The sequence below is a fragment of the Rubellimicrobium mesophilum DSM 19309 genome (assembly GCF_000600335.2).
In the GTDB taxonomy this organism is placed as follows: domain Bacteria; phylum Pseudomonadota; class Alphaproteobacteria; order Rhodobacterales; family Rhodobacteraceae; genus Rubellimicrobium; species Rubellimicrobium mesophilum.
Genome location: NZ_KK088593.1, coordinates 129883 through 147780, shown reverse-complemented (window position 1 = coordinate 147780; position 17898 = coordinate 129883). Strand labels below are relative to the sequence as shown.

Genomic DNA, 17898 nt, shown 5'->3' with positions numbered 1-17898 from the left:
AACGAGGGATCATGCAAGGCTTCACCATCATCGACGGCATCGTCGCGGTCGTGATCGTCGTGTCGGCGCTCCTGGCCTACAGCCGGGGCTTCGTGCGCGAGGTCCTGGCCATCGCCGGATGGATCGGGGCCACGATCCTGGCCTTCATCTTCGCCGACCAGGCGCAGCCGCTGGTGCAGCAGATCCCCATGCTGGGCGACTACATCGGCGATAGCTGCGAACTCAGCATCATCGCCTCCTTCGCCGCCGTCTTCGCCGTGGCCCTCGTGGTCTTCTCGATCTTCACGCCGCTCTTCTCGGGCGTGGTGCAGCGCTCGGCGCTGGGTGGCCTCGACCAGGGCCTGGGCTTCCTCTTCGGCGTGCTCCGGGGCGTCCTCCTCGTCGCCGTGGCCTTCTTCGTCTACCAGACGGTGCTCGCCGGGCAGGACATTCCCCAGGTCGAGAACAGCCGCGCCGCCGCCGTCTTCGCCCGCCTGACCGACCGCATCGCCGAGCAGGACCCGGAGGCCGCGCTCGGCTGGGTCACGCAGCAATACGAGCAGCTCGTCGGCACCTGCGGCGCCCCGGACGCCACGCCCGAGGCCGCCGCGCCGACCGACGCGGGCTGAGCCCGGTCACGTCCCCGTGCGGGCCACGTCGCGAGGGCCGTGACACCCCGGCGCTTCGGGTCTAAGAGGGCGCCGCGCGCCCCCGCCGTCCCCACGGAGCCGGACACATGACCGACAAGGTCCACTACGCCCATCCCTTCGACGACGACAAGCTGAGGGAGGAGTGCGGCGTCTTCGGCGTCATCGGCGTGGCGGATGCCGCGAGCTTCGTGGCCTTGGGCCTTCACGCGCTCCAGCACCGGGGCCAGGAGGCTGGCGGCATCGTCACCTACAACCCCGAGGGTGGCTTCCACCAGGCCCGCCGCATGGGCTACGTCCGCGACAACTTCACCTCGCGCGAGGTGATCGACACGCTCCCCGGCGCCATCGGCGTGGGCCATGTCCGCTACTCGACCTCGGGCGACAAGGGCCCGGCGGTCATCCGCAACGTCCAGCCCTTCTTCGGCGAGTTCGCCATCGGCGGCGCGGCCATCGCCCACAACGGCAACCTGACCAACGCCGTCGCGCTGCGTCGCGAGCTGATCGAGCGCGGGTCCATCTTCCAGTCCTCCTCGGACACGGAATGCATCATCCACCTGATGGCCCGCTCCATGGGCCGGACCCTGGTGGACCGCATGGAAGACGCGCTCCGCAAGGTCGAGGGCGCCTTCTCCATCGTCGCCATGACGCGGACCAAGCTCGTCGGCGTCCGCGACCCCCTGGGCATCCGTCCCCTCGTCCTAGGCAAGCTCGGCGCGGGCTGGGTGCTGGCGAGCGAGACCTGCGCCCTCGACATCGTTGGCGCCGAGTTTCTGCGCGAGATCGAGCCCGGCGAGATGGTCGTCATCTCCGCCGAGGCCGGAGTTGAGAGCTTCTTCCCCTTCCGCCCCCGCAAGCCGCGCTTCTGCATCTTCGAGCACGTCTACTTCTCGCGCCCCGACAGCCTGATCGCCGGCCGCTCCGTCTATGAGACGCGCGAAGCCATCGGCCGCGAGCTCGCCCGCGAGACGCCGGTCGAAGCCGACCTCGTCTGCCCGGTCCCCGATTCGGGCACGCCCGCCGCCATCGGCTACGCGCGCGAATCGGGCATCCCCTTCGGCATGGGAATCATCCGCAACCAGTATGTCGGCCGCACCTTCATCGAGCCGACCGACCAGATCCGCAACATGGGCGTCCGGCTCAAGCTCAACGTCAACCGCGCGCTGATCCGGGGCAAGCGGGTGATCCTGGTGGACGACTCGGTGGTGCGCGGCACGACCTCGCGCAAGATCAAGGAGATGGTTCTCGACGCCGGCGCCCGCGAGGTCCACTTCCGCATCGCCTCCCCGCCGACCGCGTGGCCCTGCTTCTACGGCGTCGATACGCCCAACCGCGAGAAGCTCCTCGCCGCCACGATGTCCGAGGAGGAGATGCGCCAGCACCTCGGCGTCGACTCCCTCCGATTCATCTCGCTCGATGGCCTCTACCGCGCCGTCGGCGAGGCCAAGGGCCGCGACCCACACGCGCCCCGCTTCTGCGACGCCTGCTTCTCGGGCGAATACCCCGTGGCCCCAGCCGATATGCTGGAGCAGGGCTTCGAGATGAAGACGGCGGCGGAGTAGGGAACTCCCCACTCCCCGCTTTCCGGCCACCCGTGCATATCGTCGCCCGTCATTTCGACGGAGCCCTTTCATGCGCGTGCTTTTCCTGGTCCTCCTCGCACTCGCCCTGGCCACCCCTGCCGTGGCCGAGCCGCGCCAGCACGGCAACGTCATCTTCGACCTGCCCGCATCGTGGTCCCTCGGCAATCGCGAGAGGTCCGTGCAGGTCGTCCTCTTCCACGACGACCGCTGCGGCTTCTGCTACCTTTACCTCGGCCCCAGCGCGCCTGCTGAGGGGACGCTGGAGGACTTCCTTGCCCGAGATGGCCTGACGCTCCTCAACCCCTCCTCTCGCTCAGGTGCCCAGATCGTCCAGCCAGCCGGCCTCGACCCGACCGCCTCCCGTCCCACCGCCGTCATGGGCGTCGCCGCGAACGGCGGCCTCCTTGCCGCCATGGCCCTGCAGGTCGGCGACCGCTTCCAACTCCTCGGCTTCCAGGGCGGAGCCTACGATCAGGCCGAGGCCGCCCGAAGCCTCGCCTTCTACCAACGTGATGTCGCCCCGGTCGTCGACGCCTTCCGATATGTCTCCGAGGGTGCCGCGCCACTCCTCCCCAGGGCCCAGCCGGGCTCCCTCTCCGGCCTCTGGTGGGGTTGGACCATGGCACCGACCTTCGGTCTGGACGGGCAGGTCCACACGGAGATGGACTACCGCACCCTCGTCTTCTGGCCGGACGGCCATTTCTACGACGGCACCCCACCCAGCGGCCTCGGCGAGCTCGATGCCACCGCGCTCACCGATTCGGCCGACCCCGACTGGGGGACCTACCGCGAGGACGGCCCCACCCTTTCCCTCAGCTTCGCCGACGGCCGCCTCGAGACCCTCGCCGCCACCAGCGACGGCCTCAGCGACGGCCTCAGCGACGGTAGCCGCACGCTTGCCCGCGTCGAGCCGCTCCCCGACGGCACGTCCCTCGACGGCACCGTCTCAACCTTCTTCCACTCGGGCTTCGTTCCCGGCTCCGGTCTGGAAGGCGGTTTCAGCTCCTCGACATCGATCTCGCTCTTCCCGGACGGACATTACGAGAGCGAGGGTGGTCAGGCCGCCTTCGGCAACTTTGCCGACCTGGACGGCAACGTGACCGGCAGCTTCGCGGCAGCGAGCTCCGCCACGCCTCCGGGTGGCTCCTACGAGGTCCGCGACGGCACCGTGATCCTCCACCCGGCCGACGGTTCACCCGACGAACGGCAGCTCGCCTTCAGCACCGGAGCCGAGGTGATGATCGGCGAGGCCGCGCTCGAGCCGCGCTGATCGTCGAAGGCTCGTCGCGCCGCCAGCATCCGCCTGGCCCCGACAGGCAGGTTTCCGCCTTCCCGCGACCGCCGACGGGCAAGGCCTCGCGCACTCGCGCCGCTCACGGACGCTTCATTTCCGCTCGGGACCCGACCGTGCCATCTGCCCCCGCTGGACGCGCGGCACCAGACCGTGCCCAACAGAGGCAGACCCGAGCATGGCCGATACCTGGGACCTTCCCGAGCCCTTCCGCCCTCACGCCCGCCCGGACGACCTCGTGCCCGAGCCGCTTCGCCCGCACGAGCGCCCGACCGACCTCGGCATGGAGGACCATGGCGCCGTCCCGAGCGCGGTGCAGGCCGACGCGACCCTTCCCGAGGCGATCCCCCTGGATCGAACGGCGCTGATCGGCCTCTTCCATGGCCCGGACGGCAGCTCCGCCCTCCTCCGCCTGCCATCCGGCTCGGTGGTCAAGGTAGCCGCGGGAGAGTCGGTGGACGGCGGCCGCGTCACGGCGATCGGCCAGGAGGGCCTCCGGCTCCAGAAGGATGGCCGCGAGATCGTCCTGACCATGCCGAGCTGACGCCCGCTTGCGGCTCGTCTCGCGACCGGGCAGAAGGCCGCCACCCGAAGGCCCGCGACAGGAAGACCCGCCCATGCCTACCGCCCTCGTGACCGGCGCCTCGCGTGGCTTTGGCCACGCCCTTGCGCTGGCCCTCGCCCCCACGCATCACGTCATCGCCGTCGCCCGGACCGTGGGCGGGCTGGAGGAGCTCGACGACCGCATCCAGGCTCAGGGCGGCCAGGCCACCCTCGCGCCCATGGACATCACCGTGCCCGAGGCGATGCGCCAGCTCGCCCGCTCGATCTACGACCGCTGGAACCGGCTCGACCTCTGGGTCCATACGGCGATCCACGCAGGTCCACTCGCCCCAGCCGGGCACCTCATGGCCAAGGACCTCGACAAGTCCATCGCCATCAACCTTCGCGCCACCGCCGACCTGATCGGCGTCCTCTCCCCACTCCTGGGCGAGTCCGGCCGCGCCGTCTTCTTCGACGACCCGCGCGGCGGCGAGAAGTTCTTCGGCCACTACGGCTCCACCAAGGCCGCGCAGATCGCCCTCGCGCAAAGCTGGCAGGCCGAGGGCGAGCGGATCGGCCCCCGCGTCCTGATCCTCCAGCCCCGGCCCATGTCCACCGCCACCCGAGGCCGCTTCTTCCCTGGCGAGGACCGCGCCGCGCTCGCCACCCCGACCGAGGAGGCACAGCGCCTCCTTCCCTCGATCCTCGGCTGACCCCTCCGCTTGCCCGCCCCCGCCCGCTGGCCTAGGAAGGCCGCAACAAGGCGGGGCCCCGATGCGCATCCTCATCACCAACGACGACGGCATCAACGCGCCGGGTCTCGAGATCCTGCACGCCATCGCCACCGAGATCGCCGGCGACGAAGGCGAGGTCTGGACCGTCGCCCCCGCCTTCGAGCAGTCGGGCGTCGCCCACTGCATCAGCTACACCCACCCCACGATGATCGTGAAGCTGGCCGACCGTCGCTTCGCCGCCGAGGGCTCGCCCGCCGACTGCGTCCTGGCCGGCATCCACGACGTGCTGGTGGACGCCAGGCCCGACCTCGTCCTGTCGGGCGTGAACCGGGGCAACAACGCGGGCGAGAACGCGATGTATTCCGGCACCCTCGGCGGCGCCATGGAGGCCGCGCTCCAGGGCCTTCCCGCCATCGCGCTCTCCCAGTTCATGGGTCCCCGCACGGCCGAGCTCCCCGACCCCTTCGACGCCGCCGCCCAGCATGGCGCCCGCGTGGTGCGCCTCCTCCTCGAACGCGGCATCTGGGACGACGGCCCCTATCGCCTCTTCTACAACGTCAACTTCCCGCCCGTGGCCGGGCCCGAGGTCACCGGCCTCGCCGCCACCCGCCAGGGATTCCGCAGCTTCACCCAGCACGGCGTGGAGCCGACCGTCGCCCCCTCCGGGCGGCGCTTCCTCTGGGTCAAGGGCGGGCGGCAGGACATCCGCACCGGTCCCGGCACGGACGTGGAGGCCAACCTCGACGGCCTCATCTCGATCCAGCCCTGCCGCGCCGACCTGACGGCGCACGATGCCCTCGACGCGCTGGCCCGCGCGCTGGCGGACGGATGAGCCGAAGCGCCGAGCACGTCATGCAGGTCCTCTACGCGCTTCGCAGCGCGGGCGTCACCGACCCCCGCGTCCTTTCCGCGATGGAGCGGATCGACCGTGGCCGCTTCGTGCGCGGCCACTTCGCCGCCCGCGCGCACGAGGACGTGCCGCTCCCCATCCCCTGCGGCCAGACCATCAGCCAGCCCTCGGTGGTGGGCCTGATGACCCAGGCGCTGGACATCCAGCCCCGCGACAAGGTGCTCGAGATCGGCACCGGCTCGGGCTACCAGGCTGCGATCCTCTCGCTCCTCGCCCGCCGCGTCTACACGGTGGACCGCTTCCGCAGCCTCGTGTCCCAGGCGCGCGAGGTGTTCCAGTCCCTCGGCCTCCACAACATCACCGCCTTCGCCGCCGACGGGAGCCACGGCCTCCCCGACCAGGCGCCCTTCGACCGCATCCTCGTCACGGCCGCCGCCGAGGACCCGCCCGGCCCCCTCTTGGCGCAGTTGCGCGTCGGTGGCATCATGGTCCTGCCGGTCGGGCAAAGCGACACGGTGCAGACCCTTCTCCGCGTGACGCGCACCGGGGACAAGGGCTTCGACTACGACGAGCTGCGCCCCGTCCGCTTCGTCCCCCTCGTCGAGGGGATCGGACCGGAATGACGGGCACCAAGGGGCCGGGAACAGGCCCGGGGCGGAAGATGGGGACAGGGACGATGGGCATCCGACTCATGGGCACGACACATGCGGCCTGCGCGATGCTGGCGCTGGGGGCCCTCTCGGCCTGCCAGAGGCCGCTCGACATGGACCTGCGCAACCTGGGCGACGGCTTCTCGACCACCGACGCTGCCCTCGGCGCGCTGGAACGGCCCGACCCGGATCCTCGCGGCGTCATCTCCTACCCCAACTACCAAGTCGCGGTCGCCCGCGAGGGGGACACCGTCGCCTCCGTTGCCGCTCGGGCCGGGGTCGATCCCGCCCAGCTCGCCGCCTACAACGGCCTCAGCCCGGACGCCCGACTACGAGCCGAGGAGATCGTCGCCCTCCCCTCCCGCGTGGCCGAGCCCGTGGCGCCCGCCAACCCCGGCGGTGGCTTCGCCCCCGTCACCGTCGCCCCGGCCTCCGCTGCGCCGGTCACGACCACCGCCCTCGCCCCGGTCGCCGCGCCCGCCGCGAGCCCCGGCCCCGCGACTCCCCGCCCGGCCACGGCCGCCCTGGGCGTTCCCGCCGGGGTTGAGCCGGTCCGCCATCAGGTCGCGCGCGGCGAGACGGCCTATTCGATCGCGCGACTCTACGGCGTCCCGGTCAGCACCATCGCCCAATGGAACGGCCTCGGCCCGGACCTGACCGTGCGCGAGGGCCAGTATCTCCTCGTGCCCCCGACCACCGCCTCCGCCAGCCCGGCATCCACGACCCCACCCGGAGCCGGCAGCCCCACGCCCGTCCCGCCCAGCGCCTCCGAGCCGCTGCCCGAGGAGGACGTGCCCCCCGCCGCCGAGGCGCAGGCGACGCCCGATCCCGCTCCCGTTCCCCAGAACCTGGGCGAACAGCAGACCGCGACGGCCTCGGCGCAGCTCGTCATGCCCGTCTCGGGCTCCATCATCCGCGCCTATTCGCCCGGCCGCAACGAAGGCATCGACATCGGCGCCACGGCCGGTTCCGACGTCAAGGCGGCCGACGCGGGCACCGTGGCGGCGATCACCACCAACACCGACGGCGTGCAGATCGTCGTCATCAAGCACTCGAACGACCTGCTGACCGTCTACACGCACCTCGACAGCCTGACCGTCTCCAAGGACGACCGCGTGTCGCGCGGGCAGGTCATCGGCAAGGTCCGCGCCGGCGATCCGGCCTTCCTCCACTTCGAGGTCCGGCGCGGCATGGAAAGCCAGGACCCGACCGACTTCCTGCCATAGCGGCCGGCTTGCTCAGGCCTGACATGACGACGCCGGCCTCCAAAGGAGACCGGCGTCTCACAACAGACTCGACATGCGGTCCTAGAGCCGGACGCCCCGCCGCCCCGCCAGATCCGTGACGTACTGCCACGCCACCCGCCCCGACCGGGCGCCGCGCGTGGCCTGCCACTCGATCGCCTCGGCCCAGAGCGTCTGGTCGTCGATCTCGATGCCGAAGGCGTCGCAGTAGCCCCGGATCATCGACAGGTATTCATCCTGCGTGCAGGGGTGGAACCCGAGCCAGAGCCCGAAGCGGTCCGACAGGGAGACCTTCTCCTCCACCGCCTCGGAGGGGTTGATGGCGGAGGACCGCTCGTTCTCGATCATGTCGCGCGGCATCAGGTGCCGCCGGTTCGAGGTCGCATAGAGCACCACGTTCCCTGGCCGCCCCTCGATCCCGCCGTCGAGCACCGCCTTCAGCGACTTGTAGTGCGCGTCGTCGTGCGAGAACGACAGGTCGTCGCAGAACAGGATGAACCGCCCCGGCGCGTCCCGCAGGAGTCCCAGGCACCGCCCGATGCTGCCGAGGTCCTCCCGGTTCACCTCGACGATCTTGAGCCCCGGAGTCTCCGCCTCCACGGCGGCGTGCACGGCCTTGACGAGGCTCGACTTCCCCATCCCCCGCGCGCCCCAGAGGAGCGCGTTGTTCGCCGGGAACCCCTGCGCGAAGGCCCGCGTGTTGGCGAGCAGCGTGTCCCGCGCCCGGTCCACGCCGACCAGCAGGTCCAGCTCCACCCGGCTCACCCGCTCCACCGGGACCAGCCGGTCCGGGTCGGGGTGCCAGGAAAAGGCCACGCCCCGGAAGTCCGGGGCGGGGGGCGGTGGCGGGGCGAGGCGCTCCAGCGCCTCGGCGATTCGGCGGAGAGGGTCCGCCGCCGGTCCGTCGAAGCTCACGTCGCCTCCTCGTCCCCGTAGAGGGTCTCGTTCTCGCCCAGCGTCCCTTCGGCCCGCATCCGCGCCTGGACGTTCCTCTCGTGGCGCCGCACCAGCCAGATCGAGATTTCGTAGAGCGGGTAGATCGCCGCGAAGAGGATCACCTGGCTCATCACGTCCGGTCCCGGCGTGGCGATGGCGGCCATGATGAGGATGCCGACCAGCGCATACTTCCGCATCCGCCCGAGGCCCGCCGCCGTCACGATCCCCGCCCGGCCCAGCAGCGTCAGCAGCACCGGAAGCTGGAAGCAGAGCCCGAAGGACACGATGAACGCCATCGTCAGCGACAGGTAGGCCTTGGCGCTCCCCTGGAAGACGATGGACGCCTCGCCCGGCCCCAGCTTCTCCGCTCCCGTCAGCGTCTCCGCCGTCTGGAAGTTCAGGAAGAAGTCGAAGGCCATCGGCGCGATGACGTAGTAGGCGAAAGCCGCGCCGCCGATGAACATGATGGGCGAGGCCAGCATGAACGGCAGGAAGGCCCGCTTCTCGTTCTTGTAGAGCCCCGGCGCCACGAAGCGCCAAAGCTGGTACGAGATGACGGGGAAGGACAGCACCAAGCCCGCCATCATCGAGATCGAGAAGGCCAGGAAGAAGCCTTCCTGCAGCGACAGGAACACCAGCTCGCAGGCCTGCCCGTGGTTCTCCAGCGCCGTGCAGAGCGGCACGGTCAGGTAGTCGTAGATCGGCCGCCAGAAGGTGAAGCAGGCCGTCATGGCGACCACGAAGGCCAAGAGCGACCAGATCAGCCGATTCCGAAGCTCGGCCAGATGCTCGACCAGGGGGGCCGAGGAGGCCTCCACCTCGTCCACGGACTCAGAGGCAAGGGAGGGTTTCGCGGTCATGTCGGCGAACCTGCGCTGGTGTCAGTGGAAACGGCGGCCTCCTCGCGCGGGCGCTGCGCGTCCCGGAGCGCCTTGAGCGCCGACTCGGCATCCCGCTGCGCCTTCTCCAGCGCGCGTTGCGCCGCCTCGGCCCGAATGCGCGCCTGGTCCTCGACCCGTTCGGCCGAAAGGGCGGCGGTGGCGGGCCCCGGCGCAGTGTCCTTCAGGACCAGGGGCGAGGCTGCCGAGGTCGCCGGCTTCGCGGCCGGCTTCAGCGCGCTCTCCTTCAGCCGGTCGGTCGCGAACTGCACGGGCCGGGTCGCCGCACGGATCTGGCGGTCGATCTCCTTCACTCCCGACTCGTCCGCGGCCGCCTCCATGGCGCGCGAGAACTCCCGCGCCATGCCGCGCGCCTTGCCCACGGCCTGCCCCACGCCTTTGAACAGCGTCGGCAGCTCCTTGGGGCCCACCACGATCAGCGCGACGACGCCCACGAGCATCATCTCGCTCCAGCCCAGGTCGAACATGCCCGGCTCCTCTCAGGTCGCCGGGATCAGACCCGGTCGCGCTCCTCGGCGGGGGTCACGTCGCGCGCGGCGGCGGCGTTCGCCTCCTCGATCTCGCGCTTGCCGTCGTCGATGCCGCGCTTGAACGCGGTGATGCCCTTGCCCACCTCGCCCATCATCCCCGAGATCTTGCCGCGCCCGAACAGCACGAGCACGACGATCGCGATCAGCAGAAAGCCCATCGGGCCGATATTGTTGAGCATCTGTCCCTCCATCCGGACATCTTATGCAGCGCCTCCTTGTACACGGGCGCGTCGCCCCGCAGAACCCGTCCGCCCTGGAAATCCGCCGCGTCCCGTCGCAATTTGTGACACGATCCTGTCAGTAGCTTAGCCGATGCCCCGCAACGACCGCCTCCTCGACCTCGTGCGCCTCCTGTCCGACGGCCGCCTCCACCGGGCCGAGGACCTCGCGCGGCGCCTGGGCGTCTCGCAGCGGACGATCTACCGGGACATGGACACGCTGGTGGCCTCCGGCGTCCCCATCGCGGGCGAGCGCGGCCTCGGCTACGCCGCCACCGCCGCGATCACCCTGCCCCCGCTGAACCTCTCCCTCCCCGAGCTCGAGGCCCTGCACCTCGGCCTCGCCGTGGTGGGCGAAGCGGGCGATGAGGAGCTCAAGCACGCCGCCCGCACTCTGTCGGAGAAGATCGAGGCCGTGCTGCCCGAGGACCGTTCCACGCGCGGCGCCACCTTCGGATTCGCGACCCACGCCTTCGCCGAGGCCTCGCGCGGGTTCCGCCATATGCCGACGATCCGCGCCGCCATCCGCGCCCGCCAGAAGCTCCGCCTGATGCTGCCCACCGACCCGGTCCCGCGCCGCATCGTGCGCCCGCTCCGCCTCGACTACTGGGGCCGCGTCTGGACGGTCACCTGCTGGGACGAGACCACCGCCGGCTTCAAGCTCTTCCGCGTCGACCTGATCGAGGAGGTTGCCGTCCTGCCGCAGCTCTTCGTGGACGAGCCCGGCCGGACCCTGGCCGACTATCAGGCGACCCTGGGCTGACCCTCGCGCGGGAAGACGAAGCAGCGGTCCCGCCGGAACATGAGCCACAGCGGCGTTCCCGTCTTCGGCAGGAAGACCCAGGGCACGTGCGCCTTGAGGATCGACCCGTCGAAGTCCATCCGGAACTCCACCAGGCTCTCCGACCCCATGAATCGTGCCCGCTCCACGACGCCTCGCGCGGCCTCGCCATGCGTGTCGGTGGAGCGTGGCCCCCGCCCCGCCCGGTCGAAGTCGATGGCGAGGTGCTGCGGCCGGATCGCGATGTCCACCTCGGTCCCGTCCGGCACGCCCGGTACCAGAAACGGTCCGAAGGGCGTCGCCGTCAGCCGCCCCCTCGACGCCGCCCCGGATCACGTTGAGGTCGCTGAAGAAGGCCGCCGCCGGCAGGTCCACCGGGTTGTTGTAGATCGTGTAGGGCGCGCCGGCCTGCACGATGCGCCCGTCCCGCATGAGCAGGATCTCGTCCGCCATCCGCATGGCCTCGGTCGGCTCGTGCGTTACCAGCAGCACCGCCGTCCCCTCGGCCTTGAGCACCGCCAAGGTCTCGTCCCGGATGTCGTCGCGCAGCCGGTCGTCGAGCCCCGAGAACGGCTCGTCCATCAGCATGATCCGCGGCCGCGGCGCCAGAGCCCGCGCCAGCGCCACCCGCTGCTGCTCCCCGCCCGACAGCTCGTGCGGGTGCTTCTCGGCGTGTCGGGTCATCCCCACGCGTCCCAGGAGCTCCCTCACCCGCTCGTCCCGCCCGGCCGCCTTGCGCGGCAGGCCGAATGCCACGTTCTGCGCCACCGTCAGGTGCGGGAACAGCGCGAAGTCCTGGAACATGAGGCCGATGCCCCGCTCCTCCGGCGGCACCCGCGCGCGGCCGTCCACGATCGGAGCCCCATCCACATGGATCGAACCCGCGTCGGGCCAGTCCACGCCCGCGATCAGCCGCAGCGTCGTCGACTTCCCGCAGCCCGACGGCCCGAGGAGACAACTCACCTGCCCCGCCTCAATGGAGAGGGACACGTCGCGGACCACCTCGCGCCCGCCGAACCGGCGCGTCAGCCCCTCGATGCGGAGGCGCGGCTCCATGATCTTCATTCCCGACTGAAACATTCGGGCATCTAAGCCCATGGGCCGGCAGGCACAAGCGTCAGAGCGTCAGGTTCGTGGACCCTCCGTCCAGGGCGATGTTCTGGCCCACGATGTATCCCGCATGAACCGAGCACAGGAACGCGCACATCGCCCCGAACTCCTCGGGCGTCCCCATCCGCCCCGCCGGGATCGTCGCGAGCCGCCGCGCCACCAACTCCTCCTTGGTCGCCCCGTCCCGCTTCATGGCGATCTCGTCCAGCGACCGGATGCGGTCGGTGTCGTGGCTCCCCGGCAGGAGGTTGTTGATCGTCACCCCGAACCGCGCCACCGCCCGCGCGGTTCCCGCGACATACCCCGTCAGCCCCGTCCGCGCCGCATTGCTCAACCCCAGCGTGGCGATGGGCGCCTTGACCGAGGTCGAGGTGATGTTGACCACCCGCCCCCACCCCCGGTCGCACATCCCCGGCAGAAGCGCCTGCATCAAAGCAATGGGCGCCAGCATGTTCGCATCCAGCGCCCTCTGGAACTCCTCCCGCCCCCAGTCGCGCCACTGCCCCGGCGGCGGCCCGCCCACGTTGGTCACGAGGATGTCCGCCCCCTCGGCCGCCTCCAGCACCCTCGCCTGCCCCTCTACCGTCACGAGGTCCGCCGCCACTGCCACGACCTCCACCCCATGCGCCTCGCGCAGGGCGCTCGCGGCCGCCTCCAGCGCCTCCGCCCCGCGCGCCGCGATCACCAGGTCGACCCCCGCCTCGGCCAGCGCCTCCGCGCAGCCGTGCCCAAGCCCCTTCGACGCGCCCGTCACCAGCGCCCGTCGCCCGCGTATCCCCAGGTCCATCCCGTGCTCCACTCCCGCGAATCCGCCCCGACCCGGATGATCCCGGACCAGGGCGGACGATCTCACCGCGTGCCGACGACCGTCATGCCTCCGGCATAGTCGGTCCCGTTCAAGGTGAACACCGTCTCCGGCGTCGTCATGCCTCGCAGCGCGACGGCCTCGTCCCCGCCCCGGCTGTGGAAGTCACCGATCAGGCCGCCATCCACGACCACATGGTCCACGCCACGCGACAGCTCGCCCGAGACGTCGGCCGCGAAGCCGTTCCCGGCGGCCCCGCCGACGTGCCCGCGCCGGACATCCAGGCTCCCGTCGAACGCCTTGTAGGAGCCCCCGTCCACCTGACCCACGAAGTTGTCGAGCGTTCCCGTCACCGTCCCCTGCCGGAAGTCCGCCGTCAGCGAGGCCTCGCCCACCAGCGCGGTGTTCCGCGTCGTGCCCATGCCAAGGCCCGCATAGCCGTCGTAGACAGCCGCTCCGGTCGTCGGCAGATCGGCCACGTCCGTGACCGGCATGTCGAGGACGCGCTCGGTCAGCACCCCGTTGGACTCGTGCGCCTCATCGAAGAGCGCCTTGGCGGCGGCATTCCCGGCCGCTTCCATATGGGACTGCGTCTCGCACCCCGCCAATCCCATCAACGCGACGGCCACGGGTAACGACTTCCTCATTTCGCACCTTTGCAATTCGGCCCCGCGCCGATTCGTGGAACAGGGTCCGGCGTCAAGTCAGCGCAGCCGATTGCCCTTGCGCAAGGGTCCCCTTATCTGGGCGCCATGACAAATCGCCCCACGTTGCCGCCCGAGATCCAGCGCCGCCGGACCTTCGCGATCATCTCGCACCCCGACGCCGGCAAGACCACGCTGACCGAGAAGTTCCTCCTCTTCGGGGGCGCCATCCAGATGGCCGGGCAGGTGCGCGCCAAGGGAGAGGCGCGGCGCACCCGCTCGGACTTCATGCAGATGGAGAAGGAGCGCGGCATCTCCGTCTCCGCCTCCGCGATGTCCTTCGACTACAAGCGCTACCGCTTCAACCTCGTGGACACGCCCGGCCACTCGGACTTCTCCGAGGACACCTATCGCACGCTGACCGCCGTGGACGCCGCCGTCATGGTCATCGACGGCGCCAAGGGCGTGGAGTCCCAGACCCGCAAGCTCTTCGAGGTCTGCCGCCTCCGCGACCTCCCCATCCTGACCTTCTGCAACAAGATGGACCGCGAATCCCGCGACACCTTCGAGATCGTCTCGGAGATCCAGGAGAACCTCGCCATCGACGTGACGCCCGCAAGCTGGCCCATCGGCACTGGCCGCGATTTCTTGGGCGCCTACGACCTCCTCCACGACCGCATCGAGCTCATGGACCGCGCCGACCGCAACCGCGTGGCCGAGTCCATCCAGATCGACGGCCTCGACGACCCCAGGATCGAGCAGTACGTCCCCGCCGACCTCCTCGCCCGCTTGCGCGAGGAGGTGGAGATGGCGCGCGGCCTCCTCCCCGCCTTCGACCGCCAGTCGATCCTTGAAGGCCACATGACGCCCATCTGGTTCGGCAGCGCCATCAACAGCTTCGGCGTCAAGGAGCTGATGGACGGCATCGGCGAATACGGCCCCGAGCCCCAGCCCCAGCGCGCCGAGCCCCGCGAGGTCTCGCCCGAGGAGCCCTCGGTCGCCGGCTTCGTCTTCAAGGTCCAGGCCAACATGGACCCCAAGCACCGCGACCGCGTGGCCTTCGTCCGCCTCGCCTCGGGCCACTTCGAGCGCGGCATGAAGCTCCACCACGTCCGCGCCGGCAAGCCCATGTCGATCACCAACCCCGTCCTCTTCCTCGCCGCCGACCGCGAGCTGGCCGAGGAGGCCTGGGCCGGCGACATCATCGGCATCCCGAACCACGGCCAGCTTCGCATCGGCGACACCCTGACCGAGGGCGAGCCCCTCCGCGTCACCGGCATCCCGAGCTTCGCCCCCGAGCTCCTCCAGACCGTCCGCGCGGGCGACCCCCTGAAGGCCAAGCACCTCGAGAAGGCCCTCATGCAGTTCGCCGAGGAGGGCGCCGCCAAGGTCTTCAAGCCGATGATCGGCTCGGGCTTCATCGTGGGCGTCGTGGGCCAGCTCCAGTTCGAGGTGCTGGCGAGCCGCATCGAGCTCGAATACGGCCTCCCCGTCCGCTTCGAGTCCACGCAGTTCAACAGCGCCCGCTGGGTCTCCGGCCCCAAGGATGCGGTCGAGGACCTCGTGTCGAAGAACAAGCAGCACATCGCCCACGACAACGACGGCGACGTGGTGTTCCTGACGAGGCTCCAGTGGGACATCGACCGGGTCGTCCGGGATCACCCGCAGGTGCGCCTGACGGCGACCAAGGAGATGATGGCGGCGGCGTGAGCCGGGCTCCAAGAGGTCCACGTTCGTGGACTTTTCGCCTGAGTTGGCCTATCCTGGCCGCACCGTTCAGAGCTGTTACCTTGTTTCCTGAGGCAATAGCTCCGGTGCTGGCCCGGCGCCTGCCGGAGTCTCGCTGAACGGTCATGGAGCAACGGACCAACTCGGATCAGGCGGGAGTCAGTCTCAAGGCCTGTTCGAGGACACCACGAGGGGGCGAAGATGGACTCTGCCGTCCAAGCCGAGCGCCAGCCGACCGGGGCCGACGTCGAACTTGTCCGTGAGGCCATGCGCTTGGCACAGGCGAGCCTCGACTCCGGCAATCACCCGTTCGGTGCCTTGCTTGCAGGCCCCGATGGCGAAATCCTGATCCGCGCCGAGAACACCTATTCGACCGACAGGCTCGGTCATGTCGAGTTGAACGTGGCCCGAGAGGCCGCGCGACGGTACTCTCCAGAGTTCCTGGCCGGCTGCACGCTCGTCACCTCCGTCGAGCCCTGCGCCATGTGCGCCGGAGGGACCTACTGGGCCGGGATCGGACGAGTCGTCTTCGGCATGACGGAGCACCGCTTGGGTGAGATCACCGGCGATCACCCAGAGAACATGACGCTCGCCCTTCCGTGCCGCGAGGTCTTCGCAGCCGGTCGCCGCAAGGTCGAGGTCGTCGGGCCGATCCTCGAACTCGATGCAGAAATTGCCCGTGCCCACAGGGATTTCTGGTAACGGCACGTCGCAATTCGGCGTGGACGGTGCAAGGGCTGCCCACGACCGCCGATGTTGGACCAATATACGCAGGTGGGGCGTCAGGGCCCGACCAACGGCGTGAACGCCGGACCTCGATCTCCGGCCAGTTACGAGGTTGCGGCGCGGGGACCCAAGCCCCCGCGCCCCGTCCCTCACTCCCCGTCGCTCAACGTATACGTCGCCACGTCGCACACGTTGACCTGATCGGTCAGCTCCGACCCGTCCTCGAACTCGAACTTCACGTCGTAGTCGCACGCGTCGCTGCCGTCCGTGATCGAGACCGTTCCGCTCTCCCCCGAGCCCAGCGCGTTGCCTTCGGTCACGAGGTTTCCGCTCCAGTTCGGGTCCGACAACGGCGAGGTGTAGAAGCCGACCAGCGTCGAGCTGCTGTCGTTGACCACCTGATAGGCCACGTCCTCGGCCAGGGCCGGGACCGCCACCACGGCCAGCACGGCCGCCGCGACAAGGCGCGCATACGTCATCTGAGTCATCCTTCCATGAGCGACACGGGGCCCGCCCCGCAAGTCCAGCGAACCGGGCCGTTCCGCCCGCCTCATCCCACGGCCCCCGTGACACCCTCGTGGCCCGGCGACGGTCTTTTCGTGGCAAGACGCTTCAAGGCGTCACAGCGGTCGCGGCGATTCGGTCGCGCAGGCAGCCAAGGCGAGAACGAGGCGGACAGGGCGACGCAACACCCCGTCTTGACATATAATCATTTGCAATCAGATACTTGCCTTCAAGGTGTTGCGTCGCCCCACCCCCCATCGAACGCCCCGTTAACCGCCCGTTAACCCGCCTGCCGCACCCTCCTCCCCAGAGACCAGGAGCGCACCCCCGCGCCCCGTCTCCCGGCCCGCCCAGGACCTCAGAGCAGGAGGGCGCTTGCGTCGGGATCGGGCTCGCGAGGGAGCCGCGCTCACCCGGACGAGGCTTCGACGGCCAGCCGCGCCCCGGGCGTACTCTCTCACGACCGTCTGCGACCCGGTGGAGGCTGCCGGGCGAGAGCTTTTTGAGAGGTCGAGGCCCGACCTCACTGGGAGGGGCACAGGCGACCCCGCAAAGACCCAGCCGCCGCGCGTCGAGCACGCGTCCCCGCGACCGACCGGCCTCGCAACCCGGGCCGTCGCGGCCTCCCGGCACGACGGGCGGCGTGGCTCTCCACGCGCCGTCTGTAACGGCCGGGACCCCTGCGCGCGTGGCGGGGCGCGGACCCTCGAACCTTGTCCGCGCCCCGCGCCCGCCAGCCCGGCTGGATTCCCGAGCCACGCTGCGGACAGCCGTCTCCCCGACCCATGCCGGCGCAAATGCCCGGCGCTCCGCATCGGCACAAGGAGCAGGCCCTTGGACGGGCCCGCCACAGTCCCCATATGCGACTCACCCCAACCGGAGACCCCGATGAAGAAACTTCTCCTCAAGGCCGCCGTCGCGCTCGTCCTCAAGCGCCTCCTTCGCCGCTGAACGCCGGGTCCGTCAGGCCAGCTTCGCCGTCATGTCGATCTGCGCCGACCCCGCCAGCAGCCGCGAGATCGGACAGTTCTGCTTGGTCCCCTCCGCGATCTGCCGGAACTGCTCCTCCGAGGCGCCCGGCACCGTCGCCGACACGTCCACGTGGATCCGGTTCACCGTCGGCGCCCCCGAGCTCATGTCCAGGTTCACCGTGCTCCTCGCGTCGATATTGTCCGCCTTGAGCCCCGCCTTCTCCAGGTCCCCGCTCAGCGCCATGGCGAAGCAGGCCGCATGGGCCGCGCCGATCAGCTCCTCGGGGTTCGTGCCCTTCACGTCACCGAACCGCTTGGCAAAGCTGTAGTCCTGCTTCGACAGCACCCCCGTCTCGGTCGAGACCTGCCCCGTCCCGTCGCGCAGCCCGCCCTGCCAGCTCGCGTTCCCGTATTTCTGGATCATCTCGATCTCCCTTCTGTCCGCCCTAGCGAGCTAGGGCACCCTGCCGCAGCCGCCAGCCCTTGACCCTGCGGGCGATTTCCCGTAACGCCCAAGGCGTTTCA

Annotated in this window: 19 protein-coding genes and 1 pseudogene; 11 read left to right on the top strand and 9 right to left on the bottom strand. The window is 70.2% G+C overall.

Going from position 1 to position 17898, the window contains the following annotated elements:
• Positions 1-11 precede the first annotated feature (11 nt).
• From RUMESO_RS16975 to RUMESO_RS16940, 8 genes are all read left to right on the top strand, one after another.
• The gene (locus tag RUMESO_RS16975) at positions 12-608 is read left to right on the top strand and encodes a CvpA family protein (protein ID WP_037281755.1); all 597 of its coding nucleotides are present in this window, start codon (positions 12-14) and stop codon (positions 606-608) included.
• Between the two features lie 107 nt (positions 609-715).
• Complete coding sequence (gene purF / locus RUMESO_RS16970; protein WP_037281753.1) at positions 716-2188, top strand: amidophosphoribosyltransferase; 1473 nt, start codon at positions 716-718, stop codon at positions 2186-2188.
• A gap of 70 nt (positions 2189-2258) precedes the next feature.
• Positions 2259-3479 carry a hypothetical protein gene (locus tag RUMESO_RS16965; RefSeq protein WP_037281751.1) on the top strand — a complete coding sequence of 407 codons (1221 nt, stop codon included), beginning with the start codon at positions 2259-2261 and terminating at the stop codon, positions 3477-3479.
• A gap of 199 nt (positions 3480-3678) precedes the next feature.
• Positions 3679-4044 (top strand): hypothetical protein, encoded by a 366-nt coding sequence (locus RUMESO_RS16960; protein ID WP_037281749.1) that lies wholly within the window; start codon positions 3679-3681, stop codon positions 4042-4044.
• A gap of 73 nt (positions 4045-4117) precedes the next feature.
• Positions 4118-4756, top strand: coding sequence for an SDR family NAD(P)-dependent oxidoreductase (locus tag RUMESO_RS16955; protein WP_037281748.1), 639 nt, complete (start codon positions 4118-4120; stop codon positions 4754-4756).
• Positions 4757-4817: 61 nt separating this feature from the next.
• Positions 4818-5609 carry a 5'/3'-nucleotidase SurE gene (gene surE / locus RUMESO_RS16950; RefSeq protein ID WP_037281747.1) on the top strand — a complete coding sequence of 264 codons (792 nt, stop codon included), beginning with the start codon at positions 4818-4820 and terminating at the stop codon, positions 5607-5609.
• Entirely contained in the window at positions 5606-6250 is a 645-nt protein-coding gene (locus RUMESO_RS16945) for a protein-L-isoaspartate(D-aspartate) O-methyltransferase (protein ID WP_037281745.1), read from the top strand. Before surE ends, RUMESO_RS16945 begins: the two co-directional genes overlap by 4 nt.
• Positions 6251-6303: 53 nt before the next feature.
• Entirely contained in the window at positions 6304-7503 is a 1200-nt protein-coding gene (locus tag RUMESO_RS16940) for a M23 family metallopeptidase (protein ID WP_037281744.1), read from the top strand.
• 81 nt (positions 7504-7584) lie between these two features.
• On the opposite strand, the gene RUMESO_RS16935 is transcribed toward RUMESO_RS16940, so the two are convergent.
• The 4 genes from RUMESO_RS16935 to RUMESO_RS16920 are packed head-to-tail and all read right to left on the bottom strand — an operon-like array spanning position 7585 to position 10065.
• Positions 7585-8436, bottom strand: a complete 852-nt coding sequence (locus RUMESO_RS16935; RefSeq protein ID WP_037281743.1) for an ATP-binding protein — start codon at positions 8434-8436, stop codon at positions 7585-7587.
• Entirely contained in the window at positions 8433-9317 is an 885-nt protein-coding gene (gene tatC / locus RUMESO_RS16930; protein ID WP_037281742.1) for a twin-arginine translocase subunit TatC, read from the bottom strand. The genes RUMESO_RS16935 and tatC overlap by 4 nt, the downstream gene beginning before the upstream one ends.
• On the bottom strand, positions 9314-9823 hold the full coding sequence (tatB, locus tag RUMESO_RS16925) for a Sec-independent protein translocase protein TatB (RefSeq protein ID WP_037281741.1): 510 nt from the start codon (positions 9821-9823) through the stop codon (positions 9314-9316). The genes tatC and tatB overlap by 4 nt, the downstream gene beginning before the upstream one ends.
• Before the next feature lie 26 nt (positions 9824-9849).
• Positions 9850-10065 (bottom strand): twin-arginine translocase TatA/TatE family subunit, encoded by a 216-nt coding sequence (locus tag RUMESO_RS16920; RefSeq protein WP_037281800.1) that lies wholly within the window; start codon positions 10063-10065, stop codon positions 9850-9852.
• 133 nt (positions 10066-10198) lie between these two features.
• Here RUMESO_RS16920 and RUMESO_RS16915 point away from each other — a divergent pair, with 133 nt between their 5' ends.
• On the top strand, positions 10199-10867 hold the full coding sequence (locus RUMESO_RS16915; protein WP_037281740.1) for a helix-turn-helix transcriptional regulator: 669 nt from the start codon (positions 10199-10201) through the stop codon (positions 10865-10867).
• On the opposite strand, the pseudogene RUMESO_RS16910 reads toward RUMESO_RS16915, so the two are convergent.
• From RUMESO_RS16910 to RUMESO_RS16900, 3 genes and pseudogenes are all read right to left on the bottom strand, one after another.
• A pseudogene (locus RUMESO_RS16910) lies at positions 10849-11950 on the bottom strand (ABC transporter ATP-binding protein). The gene RUMESO_RS16915 and the pseudogene RUMESO_RS16910 sit on opposite strands and share 19 nt — an antisense overlap.
• A 52-nt stretch (positions 11951-12002) precedes the next feature.
• Positions 12003-12782 carry an SDR family oxidoreductase gene (locus RUMESO_RS16905; RefSeq protein ID WP_037281739.1) on the bottom strand — a complete coding sequence of 260 codons (780 nt, stop codon included), beginning with the start codon at positions 12780-12782 and terminating at the stop codon, positions 12003-12005.
• Positions 12783-12844: 62 nt separating this feature from the next.
• Positions 12845-13429 carry a HupA family protein gene (locus RUMESO_RS16900; RefSeq protein WP_156362994.1) on the bottom strand — a complete coding sequence of 195 codons (585 nt, stop codon included), beginning with the start codon at positions 13427-13429 and terminating at the stop codon, positions 12845-12847.
• Between the two features lie 123 nt (positions 13430-13552).
• Here RUMESO_RS16900 and RUMESO_RS16895 point away from each other — a divergent pair, with 123 nt between their 5' ends.
• Together RUMESO_RS16895 and RUMESO_RS16890 are read left to right on the top strand one after the other, a co-directional pair.
• Complete coding sequence (locus RUMESO_RS16895) at positions 13553-15154, top strand: peptide chain release factor 3 (RefSeq protein WP_037281737.1); 1602 nt, start codon at positions 13553-13555, stop codon at positions 15152-15154.
• Between the two features lie 219 nt (positions 15155-15373).
• A complete protein-coding gene (locus tag RUMESO_RS16890) occupies positions 15374-15874 on the top strand; it encodes a nucleoside deaminase (protein WP_051521416.1) in 501 nt (166 codons plus the stop codon).
• A 173-nt stretch (positions 15875-16047) separates the two neighbouring features.
• Here RUMESO_RS16890 and RUMESO_RS16885 read toward each other — a convergent pair whose 3' ends face one another.
• The gene (locus RUMESO_RS16885; protein ID WP_037281736.1) at positions 16048-16377 is read right to left on the bottom strand and encodes a hypothetical protein; all 330 of its coding nucleotides are present in this window, start codon (positions 16375-16377) and stop codon (positions 16048-16050) included.
• A 988-nt stretch (positions 16378-17365) separates the two neighbouring features.
• Positions 17366-17797 carry an OsmC family peroxiredoxin gene (locus tag RUMESO_RS16880; RefSeq protein ID WP_037281735.1) on the bottom strand — a complete coding sequence of 144 codons (432 nt, stop codon included), beginning with the start codon at positions 17795-17797 and terminating at the stop codon, positions 17366-17368.
• Positions 17798-17898 lie beyond the last annotated feature (101 nt).

Bases quoted from the DNA above. Each gene is read 5' to 3' on its own strand.
- RUMESO_RS16975 (WP_037281755.1), top strand. From the start codon at position 12: ATGCAAGGCTTCACCATCATCGACGGCATCGTCGCGGTCGTGATCGTC.
- purF (WP_037281753.1), top strand. From the start codon at position 716: ATGACCGACAAGGTCCACTACGCCCATCCCTTCGACGACGACAAGCTG.
- RUMESO_RS16965 (WP_037281751.1), top strand. From the start codon at position 2,259: ATGCGCGTGCTTTTCCTGGTCCTCCTCGCACTCGCCCTGGCCACCCCT.
- RUMESO_RS16960 (WP_037281749.1), top strand. From the start codon at position 3,679: ATGGCCGATACCTGGGACCTTCCCGAGCCCTTCCGCCCTCACGCCCGC.
- RUMESO_RS16955 (WP_037281748.1), top strand. From the start codon at position 4,118: ATGCCTACCGCCCTCGTGACCGGCGCCTCGCGTGGCTTTGGCCACGCC.
- surE (WP_037281747.1), top strand. From the start codon at position 4,818: ATGCGCATCCTCATCACCAACGACGACGGCATCAACGCGCCGGGTCTC.
- RUMESO_RS16945 (WP_037281745.1), top strand. From the start codon at position 5,606: ATGAGCCGAAGCGCCGAGCACGTCATGCAGGTCCTCTACGCGCTTCGC.
- RUMESO_RS16940 (WP_037281744.1), top strand. From the start codon at position 6,304: ATGGGCATCCGACTCATGGGCACGACACATGCGGCCTGCGCGATGCTG.
- tatC (WP_037281742.1), bottom strand. From the start codon at position 9,317: ATGACCGCGAAACCCTCCCTTGCCTCTGAGTCCGTGGACGAGGTGGAG.
- tatB (WP_037281741.1), bottom strand. From the start codon at position 9,823: ATGTTCGACCTGGGCTGGAGCGAGATGATGCTCGTGGGCGTCGTCGCG.
- RUMESO_RS16920 (WP_037281800.1), bottom strand. From the start codon at position 10,065: ATGCTCAACAATATCGGCCCGATGGGCTTTCTGCTGATCGCGATCGTC.
- RUMESO_RS16915 (WP_037281740.1), top strand. From the start codon at position 10,199: ATGCCCCGCAACGACCGCCTCCTCGACCTCGTGCGCCTCCTGTCCGAC.
- RUMESO_RS16905 (WP_037281739.1), bottom strand. From the start codon at position 12,782: ATGGACCTGGGGATACGCGGGCGACGGGCGCTGGTGACGGGCGCGTCG.
- RUMESO_RS16895 (WP_037281737.1), top strand. From the start codon at position 13,553: ATGACAAATCGCCCCACGTTGCCGCCCGAGATCCAGCGCCGCCGGACC.
- RUMESO_RS16890 (WP_051521416.1), top strand. From the start codon at position 15,374: ATGGACTCTGCCGTCCAAGCCGAGCGCCAGCCGACCGGGGCCGACGTC.
- RUMESO_RS16885 (WP_037281736.1), bottom strand. From the start codon at position 16,377: ATGACGTATGCGCGCCTTGTCGCGGCGGCCGTGCTGGCCGTGGTGGCG.
- RUMESO_RS16880 (WP_037281735.1), bottom strand. From the start codon at position 17,797: ATGATCCAGAAATACGGGAACGCGAGCTGGCAGGGCGGGCTGCGCGAC.